Raw genomic sequence first — 16,216 nt, 5'->3', positions numbered from 1 at the left:
CCGCCACCTGAACTCCTATCGTGCGACCATCAGCGGTATCGAACCACCGCGGTGACGGTAGATCGAACCGAACCGTGCATCGAGCCGCACCCAGGATTTGCTCGCCCGCACCCGAACCAGTTCCGAGGCGTCGATCTGCTCGAGGTCGATGTCGGCGGTCATCGCCTCGGACCCGGCGTGCGGAACGAATCCCATTGCGGTCAAGGCAAAAATAACCCGCATCGAGATCCCGACCGTGCCGGACGGACCACTGACCTCGAGCACGTCCTGATCGAGCAACGACGCCGGCGGACCGTGACTACTTCCATGCTCGAGCGCCAAGGCGTTGCCCCGCTGCGCCAGTTCGATCAGCACCCGGGCGGGTACGTCGTCCAGGTGCTCGAAGCCGTCCATCGGCGGCAACGCCCCACGCCACGCCGAATCCATGGCGAACCCCGGATCGATCAGCTCACTTGTCGCCTGCTCCACCGCCGAGAGCAACTGATCGCCGGCAGCCGAGGTGTCGTCAGGGTTGATGGTGCCCGCCACGGTTCGCGTAGCGAGAGCGTCGAAACCCGTTGACGCCCAAACGCTCAGGTGAGCATCTCCGCGTCGACGCATCCGGATGACCGTGGACTCGTCCAAACGCAAGGCATGACCGATGAAGCCGGCCAAGTTCTTTCGCTCGGCCTCCTCGGGCACGGTCAGTACACGTTCATGCACGTTGCCAGCTCTCCAAGTACTCGCGCTCGGGCCCGCTGAGGCGACGCAAACGTTGAGTGTCGATATCGAAGGCCGCGATCTGAGTCGACGCCACGATGGACGGCGGGACACTGAGATCCGCACCGCGGGGGCGAACCTCGTACGCGATGGTGAAGTCCACCGCGCGCACCTTTTCCACCCACATGAAGACGTCGAGCGGCGAATCGTCGTGCCGCAGTTGGCCGCGGTACCGCACATGGAGATCGGCAATCACGGCCCCGTCACGCAGGGTGACCGTCGGGCGCGAGTCTTCGAACAACCAAGGAATCCGCGCCTCTTCGAGCAACGTCACCATCCGTGCGTGGTTGATGTGCTGGAAGGCATCCATGTCGGACCACCGAACCACAACTTCGGCGTGGAATCCTTCGCTCAACGTCCTACCTCCGATCGGGTGCCCATGCTGCGCACCATGCTACGAACCTGACGCGCCGCCACCGAGAGCGTCGCGAGGTCAAGCGTCCCAGACTCGAAGATCTCGACGAGAGCTGCCCTCGCCCGGCTCAGACGCGAGGCGTTGGTCGACTCCCATTCGTCGATCTTCTCCTGCGGCGACTCCCCCGGCTCGCCGCCGGCCAGAACCTCCATCGTCAGCTGCCGAAGCGAACTGTAGAGGTCGTCTCGCAACGCGAGCCTCGCGAGCGAGTGCCATCGATCGCCGCGCTCGAGTCCCGAGACCGCGCTCAGCAACCAGTCGATTCCCAGATGCGCGTCCAAGGCGTAGTACAGCTCCGCGACTTCGGTGATGTCGTGATCTGCGATGTCGGCGATATCCGCGATGTCGAGCAGGCAGTAGACGTCGAGCAGTCGGAACACGTCCAGCGCCAACGCTTCCGGAGCCCCGCGATCGATCACCGATTGAGCCCGCACCAGCAGATCGTCGAGTTGATGGCCCGCAAGCAGCCCCGGAACCAGAGGTGCCGTCGCCCGATACGCCGCCGAGTAACGCGCTACCTCGGCGCCGACGGCGATCGGCTGGGGCCGATTGGCCAGGAACCACCGCGACGCGCGGTCGAGCAAGCGGCACGACTCCACGATCAGCTCGTTTTCGATCTCTGCACTGACGCCCGCCGAGCGGATTCGCGACCACACCTCGTCGAGCGCAAACACCTCTCGCACAGCGGCGTAGGCACGGATCGAGTCGGTACTGCTCGCTCCGGTCTCCTCGGCCAAGCGGTAGGCGTACGTGATTCCGCCGTTGTCGATCACTTCGTTCACGAGCATCGTCGCGACGATCTGCCGCCGCAACGGGTGTGCCTTGATCTCCGTTTCGAACCGATCGCGAACAGCGGTCGGGAAGTACTGCGGGATCTGCTGGGCGAAGAAATCGTTGTCCGGCAACTCGGTTGCGAGCAGATCGTCCTTGAGTGAAAGCTTGACGTGCGCCGTCAGCGTCGCCAATTCCGGCGACGTCAGACCCACACCGGCCTCGAGTCGACGCTCGATCTCCTTGTCGGTCGGCAACGCCTCGAGCTTGCGGTCAAGGCCACGTGCCTTGGTCAGATCCGTCAACTGACGGCGGTGAACACCGAGCATCTGAGAAGCGGTCACGCGGGAGATTCCGAGCAGCGCGTTCTGAGCAATGTTGTCCGCCAACACCAGCGCCGCCACGTCGTCGGTCATCGACGCCAGCAACGGATTCCGTTCCTGCGTGGGCAGTAACTGCGAACGCACGAGCGAATCGAGAAGAATCTTGATGTTCACTTCGTGATCGGAGCAGTCGACGCCGGCCGAGTTGTCGATGGCGTCGGTGTTGATGTGACCGCCGCTGGCGCTGAACTCGATTCTTCCCAGAGCAGTGACGCCGAGGTTGCCGCCCTCCCCGATCACCTTGACCCGCAGATCTTGACCGTCGACACGCACGGCGTCGTTGCTCTTGTCGCCGACCTGCGCATTGGTCTCGGTCGACGCTTTGACGTATGTACCGATTCCGCCGTTCCACAGCAGATCCACCGGTGCCGACAGAATCGCCTGCATCAATTCCGGCGGCGAGAGCTTCGTGACCCCCTCGGCCAGACCCAGTGCGATCCGGACGCTTTCGGCGATCGGAACCGACTTGACCGTGCGGTCCCAGACGCCGCCACCTTCACTGATCAGGCTCTTGTCGTAGTCGGCCCATGACGACCGTGGCAACTCGAAAAGTCGTTGACGTTCGACGAACGAGCTCGCTGCATCCGGGTTCGGATCGAGGAAGATGTGTCGATGGTCGAACGCGCCCACCAGACGGATGTGCCGACTGAGGAGCATTCCGTTGCCGAACACGTCTCCGCTCATGTCGCCGACGCCTACCGTCGTGAAATCCTGCGTCTGCGTGTCGACCCCGAGTTCGCGGAAGTGCCGCTTGACGCTTTCCCAGGCGCCGCGAGCGGTGATACCCATGCCCTTGTGGTCGTATCCCACGGAGCCACCGGAGGCAAACGCGTCGCCGAGCCAGAAGTCGTACTTGGCGGCAACCGAATTGGCGAGATCCGAGAACGTCGCCGTGCCCTTGTCCGCGGCGACCACCAGGTAGCGATCCTGATCGTCCTTGCGCACCACTCGATCCGGCGTCACAACTTCGCCGGTAGCCGCGTGCACGTTGTCGGTGATGTCGAGCAATCCGGAGATGAACGTGGTGTAGCAGGCCTTGCCGGTTTCCAGCGTCGCCATTCGATCAACGGCCGGATCACCCGTCGGCAGAGGCGGATTCTTCACGACGAAGCCGCCCTTGGCGCCGACCGGCACGATCACCGCGTTCTTGACGGCCTGAGCCTTCACCAAGCCGAGCACCTCGGTGCGGAAATCCTCGCGCCGGTCGGACCAGCGGAGCCCGCCGCGCGCGACTGCGCCGAATCGCAGGTGGACGCCTTCGACCTCGGGTGAGTACACGTAGATCTCGAAAGCCGGCCGCGGCTTGGGCAACTCGCTGATCCGTGAGGGATCGAGCTTGACCGACAGGTAGTCGCGAGAGCGGCCATCGGCGTCGACGACGTAGAAATTGGTACGCAAGGTCGCCTTCACCAAGGAGAACATTCCACGCAGAATGCGATCGGCATCCAAGCTGAGTACCTCGTCGATGGACGCACGCAACTGCTCGTCCAATTCGGCGACGCGAATGTCGTCCTGCTTCTCGGGGTCGAACATCGCCTCGAACAACTGCACCAATGCAAACGCGGTCTGCGGGTGTGTAAGCGCGATTCCTTCGATGTGGAACTGACTGTATGGAAATGTGGCCTGGCGCAGATACTTTGCGTAAGCACGCAGCACCACGGCTTGCCGCCAGGACATTCCGGCCCGCAGCACCAACTCGTTGAATCGGTCAGCTTCGGCCCGGCCGAACCAGACTGCACCGAATGCAGCCGTGAATCGCTTCTGGACCTCGGTCAGCGGGGCGGTACTGGTCTCGAGCGGCACCTGCGCATCGAGGTCGATCTCGACCGACGCCCGAAGATCCGCCGGTACCGACAATCCGAAATCGTAGATCCAGCACTGAACGCCGTCGAGTCGCTGCACGACGTGCGGCCGCTCGTCGAGAACTTCGACGCCGAGTGACTGCAGCACCGGTAGCACCTGGCTCAACGAGATACCGTCGCCGCCGACGAAGAGCGTGAAGCGCCAGGCACCGGGCGCGGAGTCCACAGCACGATAGAGCAGTACGTCGATCGCGCCTGGCGCCAACGCCTCGAGTCGGGCGATGTCGGCCAACGCGCGTGACGGTTCGAAGTCCTCCTTGTATCCATCGGGAAGCACCCGCGAATACCGCTGCACCAGTTCCGGATCCACACCCGGACTTTCACGAACAAGGTCGTTGATGCGGTCGTCCCAGCTACGACTGACTTCGGTCAACAGAGCCTGAACTCGCTCGCGGTTGGCCTCGGAGACATCCAGATGAACCGGCTCACTGTCCGGATCGCGCCGGATCGTCACGTGCAACAGCGCAAGATCATTCTCGGTAACCCGGGCGGTGTAATCGACTGTGCCTGGTCCGAATTCGCGCCACAGCAGGTTTTGCATCGCCAGTCGCACCCGCGTCGTGTACCGGTCGCGGGGTAGGTACACCAAGCAGGACACGAAGCGTCCGAACGTGTCCTCGCGGACAAAGAGTCGCACCTGTCGACGCAGCCCGATGCTGTGCACGGCGTGGACGGTCTCGAACAAGGTCTCGGCGTCGCTCGAGAACAACTCGGTGCGTGGGAACGACTGGATGACCTCGAGCATCGCCTGACCGGAGTACGAATGCAGGTCGACACCGGCACGCGCGATGACTTCGCGAACGCGGCGCTCGATCAGAGGAATCGCGAGGACGTTCTCGTGGAGTGCGACCACGGTGAACACACCCAGGAATCTGTGCTCCCCCACGATGTTTCCCTCGTCGTCGAGGATCGAGACACCCACGAAGTACGGGTAGACAGCGCGGTGCACCGTGGCGGGGAACGATCCCTGCGTCAGGACCAGAAGCGGTCGATCCGGGAGATCTGCGACGGGAGGCAAACTCATCGGGCCTTCGGTGACCGCGTCGGAGCGCAGCACGCCGAGCCCGCTGCCGGCGACCGTGCGTGAACCGTCCTTCGTACCCTCGAATCGCCGGTATCCGAGCACGGCATAGTTTCCGTCCGCCATCCACCGCAGCAGCCGAGCGGTATCGGAGAATTCTTCGGGGGTGATCCTCCCGGAGGCAGTTTCTGCAGCACTCTCCAACTCGTCGGCAACGCGCAGTTGCAATGCCTTCATGTCCGGGGTGTCACCAACCACCTGGCGGACGTCCGCGAGCACCTTGCCGAGGTGTGCTTCGATCGCGTCGAGAGCGGAATCCTCGACTTCGGAGTCCAACTGGACGTGCATCCAGGATTCTTGGATACCGCTGTCGCCCAAGGACATCAGATTGCCCGAGTCATCGCGTTCAACCGTCAGGATCGGATGGGCGAATTGACTGATTCCCACACCTTGTCGGTTGAGCATCGCGGTAACGGACTCGACGAGCAACGACATGTCGTCGGTGACGATCTGGACGGCAGCGCCGAGACCCTCGGATCCTGACGGGCGGTACACACGCCATACGGCCGTGCCCGGGGTCCGCTGCCTCCCGAGCGCAAGATGCGCGAGCAGGACTCGATCCGATCGACCGTTGATGACGTCGTCGCTGTCACCCTCGTCGATATGCGTGAAAAAGGCCTCGCGAAGACGCGTCAACAACGTCGCTTCGTCGAGGCCTGTGCCCTGCTGCCGTACACGGTCTGTCATTCCTGGCTCACATCCTTGTGGGTTCTGATCGCCGCGACCAATCTCTGACTCGAGACTAGCCGCGGCAACCAGTACCTAGGGTGAACTGAGAAACGAAATCTACGATGTCGTCATCTGAACAAGCGATGCTTCGAGCACCGCGCGTTCGCTGTCCGCCAGCGGTCTGGACTTTTCGGACACCGTGTCGAATCCGACCATCAACGCGTCGCCGAAAGCGCATTCGACACCCGCGTTGTCACGGATGACGTGCCGAACCGTGAACGAGGAAGTCCCGACGTGAGTCGTGAAGATCTCCACATTCAAGGGACCGGACCGATCGGTGACCGGCTTGAGGAACTCGACGGTCATCTTTCGAACCACGAGGTATCCCGGCCGGCCGCCGAGCGGCGCCAGTTTCGCTTCCAGGAACTGGATGCGCGCTTCCTGCATGTACTCGACGTAACGCGTGTTGTTGACGTGACCCAACCGGTCGGAATCGCCCCACCGGACCTGGATCTGCGCCGTGTATACGTCGGACACCGGATCAGTCCCTGGTGAGCTTGCGGTGAGTCACGCGGTGCGGGCGTGCGGCGTCGGGGCCGAGTCGCTCGACCTTGTTCGCCTCGTAGCCCTCGAAGTTGCCCTCGTACCAGTACCAAGCTGCCTCGTTGTCGCCGAAGCCACCTTCCCACGCGAGGATGTGGGTACAGGTCCGGTCCAGGAACCAGCGATCGTGCGAGATCACGACGGCGCAGCCGGGGAACTCTTCGAGAGCGTTCTCCAGCGAGCCGAGGGTTTCGACGTCGAGGTCGTTGGTGGGCTCATCGAGCAGGATCAGGTTGCCGCCCTGCTTGAGCGTCATCGCCAGGTTCAGGCGGTTGCGCTCACCACCGGAGAGGACGCCGGCCGGCTTCTGCTGATCGTGGCCCTTGAAACCGAACGAGCTGATGTACGCGCGCGAGGGGAACTCGGTCTGGCCGACGACGATGAAATCGAGCCCGTCGGACACGGTCTCCCAGACCGTCTTCTTGGGGTCGATTCCGGAACGGTTCTGGTCGACGTAGCTCAGCTTGACCGTCTGACCGATCTTGACCTCACCGGCGTCAGGCTCCTCGAGACCGACGATGGTCTTGAACAGCGTCGTCTTACCGACGCCGTTGGGGCCGATGACGCCGACAATTCCGTTGCGCGGCAACGTGAACGAGAGATCCTTGATCAGAACGCGACCGTCGAAGCCCTTGTCGAGGTTCGAGACCTCCACGACCACGTCACCCAGGCGCGGCGGTGCCGGGATCTGGATCTCGTCGAAGTCGAGCTTGCGCGTCTTCTCTGCTTCGTTCGCCATTTCCTCGTAGCGATCGAGACGAGCCTTGTTCTTGGCCTGGCGGGCCTTGGCGCCGGAACGAACCCATGCGAGCTCGTCCTTGAGGCGCTTCTGCAGCTTCTGATCCTTCTTGCCGGCAACTTCGAGGCGTGCAGCCTTCTGCTCCAGGTAGGTGGAGTAGTTGCCCTCGTACGGGTACAGGCGTCCGCGGTCTACTTCACAGATCCACTGCGCGACGTGATCGAGGAAGTAACGATCGTGAGTCACGGCGAGGATTGCGCCGGGGTAAGCAGCGAGGTGCTGCTCGAGCCACAGGACAGATTCGGCGTCGAGGTGGTTGGTGGGCTCATCGAGGAGCAGGAGGTCGGGCTTGCTCAGCAGCAGCTTGCAGAGCGCAACGCGTCGCTTCTCACCACCGGAGAGGTGGGTGACCATCTCTTCCGGCGGGGGGCAGCGCAGGGCGTCCATAGCCTGCTCGAGCTGCGAGTCGATCTCCCACGCATCTGCGTGATCGAGCTTCTCCTGCAGCTCGCCCATCTCTTCCATGAGCTCGTCGGAGTAATCCGTAGCCATCAGCTCGGCGATCTCGTTGTACCGCTTGAGCTGGACCATCGTCTCTCCGAGACCGTCCTCGACGTTCTCGCGAACAGTCTTGGTCTCGTCGAGCTCCGGCTCCTGCATGAGGATGCCGACGGTCGCGCCCGGAGCCAGGAATGCCTCGCCGTTGCCCGGCTGGTCCAGTCCGGCCATGATCTTGAGGATGCTGGATTTACCAGCGCCGTTCGGTCCGACGACACCGATCTTCGCGCCGGGGTAAAAGCTCATCGTGACGTCATCGAGGATGACCTTGTCACCGTGCGCCTTGCGCACCTTCTTCATCGTGTAAATGAACTCAGCCATGACCGCCAGCCTATCGGTGTTTGTCCTATAACCCACATTGCGCGTTGGCGCTCACACCGATGCGGGTTCTGCGGACAGTCCGAGGTCATCGACCAGATTCGTCGACATGCTCATCGACCCCCACGAAAACCGCGATGGGGACACCTCCGGGTGTCCCCAGGACGGCTCAGATCATTGCCCTGTGGATGCCCTTCGGCTCGCCACCGAGCTGCGAGAGCGTCGACGCATGGAAAATGGAACCGGGTACATGGATCGCGTGCGCCAAACCGGCATGAGCATCACGCCAGAACCGCTGCATCGGCGTGCTCAACTGCAAAGCCCCACCACCGGAACGAGCAAAGATCTCGTCCACCGCACGCACCGCCCGCCACGCAGCAGCAGTCTGCGTACGCCGACCGATCGCACGAAGCTCGAACGAAACTTCCTGCCCCTTCTCCGTCATGTCCCAGAAACGATCCACCGTCTCCAAGATCGCAGCCCGAGAAGCAGCGATCTCGGCCGCCGCCTCACCGATCGCGAACAGCACGTACGGATCTTCCTTGATCGGAACACCACTGACCGTCACCCGCTCACGCTGCGCCGCCATGTTGCACGCCAACGCACCCTCGGCGATACCGATCAACGACGAAGTGATCCCCAACGGGAAAATGCACGAGAACGGGAACTTGTACAACGTCTCCGTACGACCCGCTTCCTTCCACGCCGTCCCGTCGAAAACCTTTCCGGCGTCGATCGTGCGGTAAGTCGGCAAGAACGCATCCTTGACGATCAGATCCTTCGACCCCGTACCGCGCAGACCCACGACATTCCAGCTGTCCTGGTCGATGTCGTAATCCGAACGCGGCAACAACACGTGCAGAATCTTCGGCGGCATCAACGGCTTACCGGACTCGTCACCGACCATCGCACCGATCATGATCCAGTCACAATGATCGGTACCGGACGAGAACGACCAACGACCGTTGAGGATGTACCCACCCTCGACCGGCCTCGCCACACCCATCGGCGCATACGGCGCCGCCATCCACGTATCGGGATCGGTTCCCCACACCTCTTCCTGAGCCGTGCGGTCGAAGAACGCAAGCTCCCACGGATGCACACCGACGATGCCGCTGACCCAGCCCGTGGCACCGTCCATCGCACCGATAGCCATTGCCGTCTCGGCGAATTCACGCGGATGCGCCTCGAGGCCTCCGAACTCCTTCGGCCGCAACATCCGGATGACGCCGGCGTCGCGCAAACGCTTCGCGCTGCCGTCCGTCAAGCGCATCAGCTTGTCGCCCTCGACCCCGTCGGCGCGGATCTCGTCGGCGAACTGTGAGATGTTGTCCAGAACCTGACCCATGATCTTCCGCCTCCATTGATAGCCCGCCAACCTTCAATAAAGTAGAACACGTTCTAGAAAAATGCGGAAGTAGAACGGCCAGTTCGTTCAGCGCCGATCAATACGGATGCGACAAGGCCAGTGGCGTTCAGGTCGACACGTGCCCCAGTCCCGCGGTCAGAATGCGAATACACCTCATCGCAACTTCCGCAGGCGAGCCGTCGCCATACGCCGGGGAGTCCCCGTCAACCCACGCGACAACGGCCATCCGCTGGGCCGTGTTCGCTGCAATTGCAAGCAAACGCACTTCCAGTGGGTCTGCGCCGGGTCCCATCAAATCACGCAGTACGAGCACCAATGCAGTCTCGGTGTCGTTGACCAAGCTCACCACGCGTTCCGAAGCGCCGGATCGCCAGGAACAATCCTTTGAAGTCGGCGAATCAACGCAATCGCATCGGGTGTTGCAGCAGGTGAATTCAGTGCGACGCGGGCGGCGGATGCCAGCACCTGAACAACAGGCGTACCCGGCGAACTGGACGCGATATACCCGAGCCATTCGTCGATCCCGTTGGCGAGTATCGGCCTCACCGCATCTTCCTTCGTCCGAAGTATCGATAGAACGTGCGAAGTCCGATTCCAGTTGCGCGTGCAATGCCCTCGGCAGTCACCGGATTCTCGCCGCGAAGGACAAAAAGCTCTGCAGCACAACGTGATATCTCCAACTTTGCCTGCTCCTTCCGCCGTTGGGTGAGCGACGGGGAGTTAGACACTGAACCATGCTCATGCCAGTATCGCAGGGTGCGCCACCGTGCTTCGGAGTTGAACAGGAAGAACCCTGGCATCGGCTGCGGAAGCCATGAACCGTCCACTTCGCCTTCGATCAGTTCCGCCACCGACTGGACATCGAGACGCCAGGCCAGCCTCGTCTCACCCCCATCGCCATTTGACGCGATTCGAGGCGGCAGCGCAGGACCAAGTCTACGGATCATCGACGTTCACGAACGCATACGCCTGGGTCCCGCCGACGGCAACGCTCGCAGTTCACGCATGGTGCGTTGAACATCGAAATGTGTCGCAGTTTGGCCAACCGCCCCCCAAATCGATGACGCTACAAGGCGGACAGGTACCGCACTTCGGTAGTCGAGTTTGAGCATCGCGGACGGACCGGAAACAGCAACGGCAGCAATCGCGTTTCCTTGCGGCCCAACCGGTGCAGCAACGCAATTGAGGCCGGGACTCAACAGCCCCGCGCCGTACGCTACGCCGGTATCACGTATTCGACTGAGTTCCTGCCTTAGAGTCATCGGCGCTTCAGCGCCCACAGGGGAGCCTCCGAACGCAAGGAGCGCACGTCCAAGAGCCGACCTGTCGGCCGAAGAACGTTCGCCGACACGAGTAGGAACTACACCGGACAGCATTCCGCCGATCTTGTCGAGGTAAACGACATCCGGCGCGTCCAGCACTCCGAACTGCACTACCAGTCCGGTCACTCGATGCAACTCGCGGAGGAAGGGCAAAGCGACCGAATACAATCGATCCTGTTGTATTGCAAGGCTTCCCAGCTCCATCAATCTGATTCCAAGGCAGTAATCAGTGCCATCCCGCCGGAGCCACTTCTTGGCGACGAGCTGCTCGAGCATGCGATGCACCGACGAACGAGGCAAGCCGGTAATTCGCGAAACTTGACTGAGAGTGAGCTGTCCGGACACTTCGAAAGCATCCATGACCGACGCCAGTCGATCCAGGAACCCCGCCGGGGTCGTAGCGTCTGCACGAGCGGAAGCTTGCATGCGAATTCCTTGAAGTCATTCCCACAATTTATGGTGCATGTGGGGCACGTGGAGCCGAAAAGCGCTACCGTCGGCAACGGTGTTGTCGCCGTGGCCGTTGTTGCCGACATCGGGCTTACTGGTTACGGCCCGCTGCAACAGCACCGCGACACCAGGCCGTCCGTCACCGTCGGATGTTCGAACGATCTCAGTGTGACAAATTGTGCCATGTTGACATCGGGTGTGAAGAGAAAAACCTCAGGAGCATTCACAGAAGGATCACGGTGGACGTTAACGCCGCAACATGAACAGAGAAGGACGAAATACGTTGCCCCGGAGGCATATTCCACTAGACCAGAAAGTCGCACGGAAGATTTCCGTCAAATCCGTTGGGCCATTCGCCACGCTTGTGCCGCAAGCCTGTCCGCCTGGGCGCCGAACGATTCCGCCGACCGCTCGATTTCGCCCATCGCGCCACGTAGCGTGCGGCTGTACACACCCTCGACAATGCATGCGATCTTCCACCAGTTGAACGCAATGTAGAAGTCGATATTGAAGTCCGCATCTTGTTGGGCCGCAGAGATATAGACGTCCAACAGCTCATCGCGCGACGGGAACCCTTCGATTCGAGTCGGAGCATTCTCCAATGCACAAACATCGTCATCGGGTTCGGCCCAATAGACCAACAGTTGGCCCAGGTCTGCCAAGGGGTCACCCACCGTGGCCAGTTCCCAATCCAGTATTCCGGCGATCACGCCGTCGGCGCCGACAATGCAGTTGTCAAGGCGAAAGTCACCGTGCACGACGCTGCTACTGCACTGAGGGGGAATATTTCGAGACAACTTGGCATGTGTGCGTTCGAGGTCGAGGCTATCTCGCACACGATCACCCTTCCAGTTCCGCAACCACCGATTCAACTGACGATCGATGTAGTCCGTCCGATCGGCCAGAGCATTCCATCCGATCTCACGAGGGTCGACCGAGTGCAGGGCGGCAAGATTGCGAACCAGTTCCGCGGCCAATCCGGCTCGCGTTTCGTACGGGATTTTCGCGCGTACTACCTCCGGATCACGCAGGACTGCGCCGTCGATGAAGTCCATGACAAAGAACGGAGCACCAGTCACAGATTCGTCAATGCACTTGCCTACAACGATCGGTGACGGAACCGGCACGTTCTGCAGTCGCTCGAGAATGTCAGCTTCGCGAATTACATCATGGGCGGATGCATGCCTGATTCCGAGCGGGGGTCGACGTAGCACCCATCGAGAACCTGCCTCGTCGCTCACCGAGTAAGTCAGGTTCGAGCGTCCACCGGCGATCCGTTCGAATTCGAGCAATCCTTGCGTGGCATCGGGCAGATACTCACGGAACCACGCCGCCACCAGGGGCTCACACAAACCGTTGTCGCCCTGCGGTGCCGGGTTCACGACCTCACACCCTCTCGCGCGGGACCACTTCCGACAGATGCTGATTTCAGCGGCGCATCGATGCCGTCGAGAAACACCGAAACGACGGCATCGGCGAGCTCTGAAAGACCGAACTCCTCTGTGGGGCTGAACCATCGGAGCGACAACCACACAGCGTCGCGAATCAGTCCGTAGAGAATCTCCGCCGGCAGGTCCGATCGAAACTCGCCTGCGCTCATTCCGGATTCGATAACAGCGATCCAGGCGTCCTTGGTGCTACGGGCGGCCTCACGGATGTCGTGATAGGAGTCAAGTTTCCGGAGATAGGTGCTGTTGTTCTGATAGATCTCGGAGGCGTGTGGGTGCGCCTGACTGACCTGAAACGAAGCTCGAACCAGCGAACCGAGGCGAGTACGTGGGTCACCGGCAGATTCCAGGATCGACCCGTATGCGCTCGTGAGCGCCTGAAGATATTGTGTGACAATCGTATTCGCGATTGCATCCTTCGATGGGAAGTAGTGATAAAGGCTTCCGGACAGAATTCCCACCGCATCAGCGATATCGCGAACTTTGGTGCCCGCGATCCCCTTGGTGGCAAACAGTTCTGCAGCCTGTTCGAGTATCAAGTCGTGACGATCCGACCATTCCATTCAAGTCCTCCTGACGAGTCTTCACGTGTCACCTCTGACGAGGTTGCAATTTTGACTCTATACCGCGAATCAAACGTTTGCTACAGTCGCTCCGTACCGCGTAGCAAACGTTTGATACGAGACTTTGAGCGCTCGTGAAATACCAGGAGAGGACGGACGCGTGTCGGACAAGACAATGTCGGAAGCAGATGTCGTAAGTCGACTGAGATCCGGAATGACAATCGGAATCGGCGGGTGGGGTTCGCGCCGGAAGCCGATGTCACTCATCCGAGAGATCCTCAAGTCAGAACTGACCGATCTGACCGTTGTGTCGTACGGCGGAGCTGATGTGGGGTTGTTGTGCGCAGCCGAAAAGGTTCGAAAGGTTGTGTTCGGTTTCGTCTCGCTGGACTCGATCCCCCTGGACCCTCACTTCAGAGCAGCCCGACAGGCTGGTCGTATCGAGGTCAGCGAATACGACGAGGGCATGCTCCAATGGGGCCTGTACGCGGCCGGGATCCGTATGCCCTACCTGCCGACTCGCGCGGGACTCGGTTCCGACGTCCTCCGGGTGAATCCGGAACTGCAGACGATCGTCGATCCTTATGCGGGCGAATCATTGGTTGCGATGCCGGCGCTCCCCCTCGATGCCGCGCTGGTACATATGAACCGCGCGGACATGCATGGCAATGCCCAATACCTCGGGCCGGACCTGTACTTCGACGACCTGTTCTGCCTGGCTGCCGAATCGGTCTATGTCTCTTGCGAACAAGTGGTTCCCACTGCGGAGTTGACCGCGGATGCACATCCGTCGACGATTCGAATTCCCCGGTTGCTTGTATCGGGAGTCGTTCACGCTCCAGGTGGTGCGCATTTCACATCCTGCGTACCCGACTACGATCGTGACGAGGCTTTCCAACTCGAATATGCCACTGCAGCAAAAGATCCAGAAGCTTGGCAACGCTTCGTGGACCGATATCTGTCCGGCTCCGAGGCCGACTACCAGAGACTCGTCGCTGCGGAATTCGAAGGAGTGCCGGCATGAGTGACGCCACTCGGGCAGAGGTCTGCGCGATCGCGTGCGCCGAGGCGTACCGAGGCAACGGTGAAGTGATCGCGAGCGCATTCGGCGTGATACCTGCAATCGGTGTGCGATTGGCGCGTCACACTTTCGAACCCGATCTCGTGTTGTCCGACGGAGAAGCGTCAGCCGTGCGCGGCACGTGGGCCGTCGACCGAACTCCGGCAGGCGAGGTCGAATCGTGGTTGCCCTTCAACCAGATCTTCAATCTCGTCTGGAATGGCAAACGGCACATCATGATGATTCCCACGCAGCTCGATTCCTATGGGAACTGCAACATCTCCGCGATAGGTGATCATTCGCGGCCGACAGTGCAACTCTTGGGAGTCCGCGGAGCGCCGAGCAATACCGTGCATCACCCGACAAGTTACTGGGTGCCGAAACACAGTGCACGCGTTCTCACTTCACAGGTCGACATGGTTTCCGGTGTCGGAAACGACAATGCACGCAAGGCCGGACCGTCGGCCAGCCGATACCACGAGTTACGACGAGTTGTCACAAATCTCGCAGTTCTGGACTTCGAGCCGGATAGCGGACAGTTGCGTCTGGTGTCGACTCACCCCGGCGTAACCGTCGACGAAGTAGTAGCCGCAACCGGGTTCGAACTCCACCTGCCCAAAGCCGTACCCACTACTCGAACCCCCACAAGCGAGGAACTCGACCTGATTCGCAACGTCATCGATCCACGGAACCTACGTGACAAGGAAGTACCGGCATGACCGTGCTGGACTCAGGTACCGGGCCACTGCACACCCGTATCTGCGAACTCTTCGGTGTGAAGTATCCGATTGTGCAGACCGGCATGGGGTACGTCTCGGACGCCCGACTTACGGCGGCCACAACCAAAGCCGGCGGTTTGGGAATCATCGCCGGGGCGATGCTGACCTACGACGAACTCGTCAGCGCCATCGATTACGTCAAAGACCGCACCGACCAACCATTCGGCGTGAACTTGCGAGCCAACCAGGACGACATCGATCGCAGAATCAAACTTCTCATTCGATCGGGGGTCAAGATCGCCTCCTTTGCGCTCGCACCGAACCAGGCGCTGATCGGCCGACTCAAAGATGCAGGCCTTGTTGTCGTGCCGTCGATCGGAGCTCGCAGACATGCCGAGAAAGTTGCAGCGTGGGGAGTTGACGCAGTTGTCGTTCAAGGCGGCGAGGGCGGCGGACACACAGGCGCAGTCCCCACGAGTTTGCTTCTGCCACAGGTAGTCGACGCAGTCGACATCCCCGTTATCGCGGCAGGCGGATATTTCGACGGCCGAGGTCTCGTCTCAGCACTCGCCTACGGTGCGGACGGAATCGCGATGGGGACTCGCTTCATGCTCACCAGCGATTCACCGGTGTCTCAGGCAGTCAAAGATGTCTATCTCTCGAAGTCGGTCAACGACACCGTGGTCACACTCGAGATCGACGGGGTTCCTCAGCGTGTGCTGCGCGCAGGAACGATCGATCAACTCGAATCAAGCCACGGACCGACGCGCATGTTACGTGCTGCCCGCAATGCTGTTGCTTTCCAACGTCTCTCGGGAACACCCTGGTCGAAGTTGATACGTGAAGGCCTGGAAATGCGGAAGAGCCACGAACTCGGCTGGCGGCAAGTTGTGATGGCCGCCAACGCACCGATGCTGTACCGATCCGCACTCCTCGACGGCCGCACGGATATCGGAGTCATGGCGACCGGGCAGGTCGTCGGACTGATCGACGACATCCCCAGTAGCGCAGAACTCGTCGAACGCATCATGCAGGACGCGGAGGCCGTCCTTGCTCGACTCACACCCGCACCCGAATTGGACAGTCGAGTCTTGTCAACTGAAAACGTGAAAGGAACAACGAACTGA

At 61.1% G+C, this 16,216-nt stretch carries 15 protein-coding genes; 3 read left to right on the top strand and 12 right to left on the bottom strand.

Annotated features, from left to right (window positions below; all coding sequences use genetic code 11):
• Positions 1-15: 15 nt before the first annotated feature.
• The 12 genes from YH3_RS23050 to YH3_RS23005 form a co-directional block, all read right to left on the bottom strand.
• Positions 16-702 carry a hypothetical protein gene (locus YH3_RS23050; protein ID WP_007730934.1) on the bottom strand — a complete coding sequence of 229 codons (687 nt, stop codon included), beginning with the start codon at positions 700-702 and terminating at the stop codon, positions 16-18.
• Entirely contained in the window at positions 695-1,114 is a 420-nt protein-coding gene (locus YH3_RS23045; protein WP_003944573.1) for a thioesterase family protein, read from the bottom strand. Before YH3_RS23045 ends, YH3_RS23050 begins: the two co-directional genes overlap by 8 nt.
• A complete protein-coding gene (locus YH3_RS23040; protein ID WP_007730933.1) occupies positions 1,111-5,958 on the bottom strand; it encodes an NAD-glutamate dehydrogenase in 4,848 nt (1,615 codons plus the stop codon). The genes YH3_RS23045 and YH3_RS23040 overlap by 4 nt, the downstream gene beginning before the upstream one ends.
• A gap of 99 nt (positions 5,959-6,057) precedes the next feature.
• Positions 6,058-6,477 (bottom strand): thioesterase family protein, encoded by a 420-nt coding sequence (locus YH3_RS23035; protein ID WP_003944475.1) that lies wholly within the window; start codon positions 6,475-6,477, stop codon positions 6,058-6,060.
• Between the two features lie 4 nt (positions 6,478-6,481).
• Positions 6,482-8,161 carry an energy-dependent translational throttle protein EttA gene (gene ettA / locus YH3_RS23030; protein ID WP_007730925.1) on the bottom strand — a complete coding sequence of 560 codons (1,680 nt, stop codon included), beginning with the start codon at positions 8,159-8,161 and terminating at the stop codon, positions 6,482-6,484.
• A 166-nt stretch (positions 8,162-8,327) separates the two neighbouring features.
• Positions 8,328-9,506 (bottom strand): acyl-CoA dehydrogenase family protein, encoded by a 1,179-nt coding sequence (locus YH3_RS23025; RefSeq protein ID WP_064444100.1) that lies wholly within the window; start codon positions 9,504-9,506, stop codon positions 8,328-8,330.
• A gap of 127 nt (positions 9,507-9,633) precedes the next feature.
• Positions 9,634-9,873: a hypothetical protein gene (locus YH3_RS36830; protein ID WP_007733370.1), complete on the bottom strand. Its 240-nt coding sequence runs from the start codon at positions 9,871-9,873 to the stop codon at positions 9,634-9,636.
• Positions 9,870-10,073 carry a hypothetical protein gene (locus YH3_RS36825; RefSeq protein ID WP_007733369.1) on the bottom strand — a complete coding sequence of 68 codons (204 nt, stop codon included), beginning with the start codon at positions 10,071-10,073 and terminating at the stop codon, positions 9,870-9,872. The genes YH3_RS36830 and YH3_RS36825 overlap by 4 nt, the downstream gene beginning before the upstream one ends.
• On the bottom strand, positions 10,070-10,327 hold the full coding sequence (locus tag YH3_RS36820; RefSeq protein ID WP_238592697.1) for a TetR family transcriptional regulator: 258 nt from the start codon (positions 10,325-10,327) through the stop codon (positions 10,070-10,072). The genes YH3_RS36825 and YH3_RS36820 overlap by 4 nt, the downstream gene beginning before the upstream one ends.
• A gap of 153 nt (positions 10,328-10,480) precedes the next feature.
• The gene (locus tag YH3_RS23015) at positions 10,481-11,275 is read right to left on the bottom strand and encodes an IclR family transcriptional regulator (RefSeq protein ID WP_007733367.1); all 795 of its coding nucleotides are present in this window, start codon (positions 11,273-11,275) and stop codon (positions 10,481-10,483) included.
• Positions 11,276-11,634: 359 nt separating this feature from the next.
• On the bottom strand, positions 11,635-12,681 hold the full coding sequence (locus tag YH3_RS23010) for a phosphotransferase family protein (protein ID WP_007733366.1): 1,047 nt from the start codon (positions 12,679-12,681) through the stop codon (positions 11,635-11,637).
• Positions 12,678-13,310, bottom strand: a complete 633-nt coding sequence (locus YH3_RS23005; protein WP_007733365.1) for a TetR/AcrR family transcriptional regulator — start codon at positions 13,308-13,310, stop codon at positions 12,678-12,680. The genes YH3_RS23010 and YH3_RS23005 overlap by 4 nt, the downstream gene beginning before the upstream one ends.
• A 160-nt stretch (positions 13,311-13,470) precedes the next feature.
• On the opposite strand from YH3_RS23005, the gene YH3_RS23000 reads away from it, so the two are divergent.
• From YH3_RS23000 to YH3_RS22990, 3 genes are read left to right on the top strand one after another with little or no spacing between them, the layout of a single operon-like run.
• A complete protein-coding gene (locus YH3_RS23000) occupies positions 13,471-14,334 on the top strand; it encodes a CoA transferase subunit A (protein WP_007733364.1) in 864 nt (287 codons plus the stop codon).
• Positions 14,331-15,089, top strand: a complete 759-nt coding sequence (locus tag YH3_RS22995) for a CoA-transferase subunit beta (protein WP_042446091.1) — start codon at positions 14,331-14,333, stop codon at positions 15,087-15,089. The genes YH3_RS23000 and YH3_RS22995 overlap by 4 nt, the downstream gene beginning before the upstream one ends.
• On the top strand, positions 15,086-16,216 hold the full coding sequence (locus YH3_RS22990; RefSeq protein ID WP_064444099.1) for a nitronate monooxygenase family protein: 1,131 nt from the start codon (positions 15,086-15,088) through the stop codon (positions 16,214-16,216). Before YH3_RS22995 ends, YH3_RS22990 begins: the two co-directional genes overlap by 4 nt.

It is taken from the genome of Rhodococcus sp. YH3-3 (assembly GCF_001653035.1).
Taxonomy (GTDB): domain Bacteria; phylum Actinomycetota; class Actinomycetes; order Mycobacteriales; family Mycobacteriaceae; genus Rhodococcus_F; species Rhodococcus_F qingshengii.
This window is presented reverse-complemented; position numbering and strand designations above follow the sequence as displayed.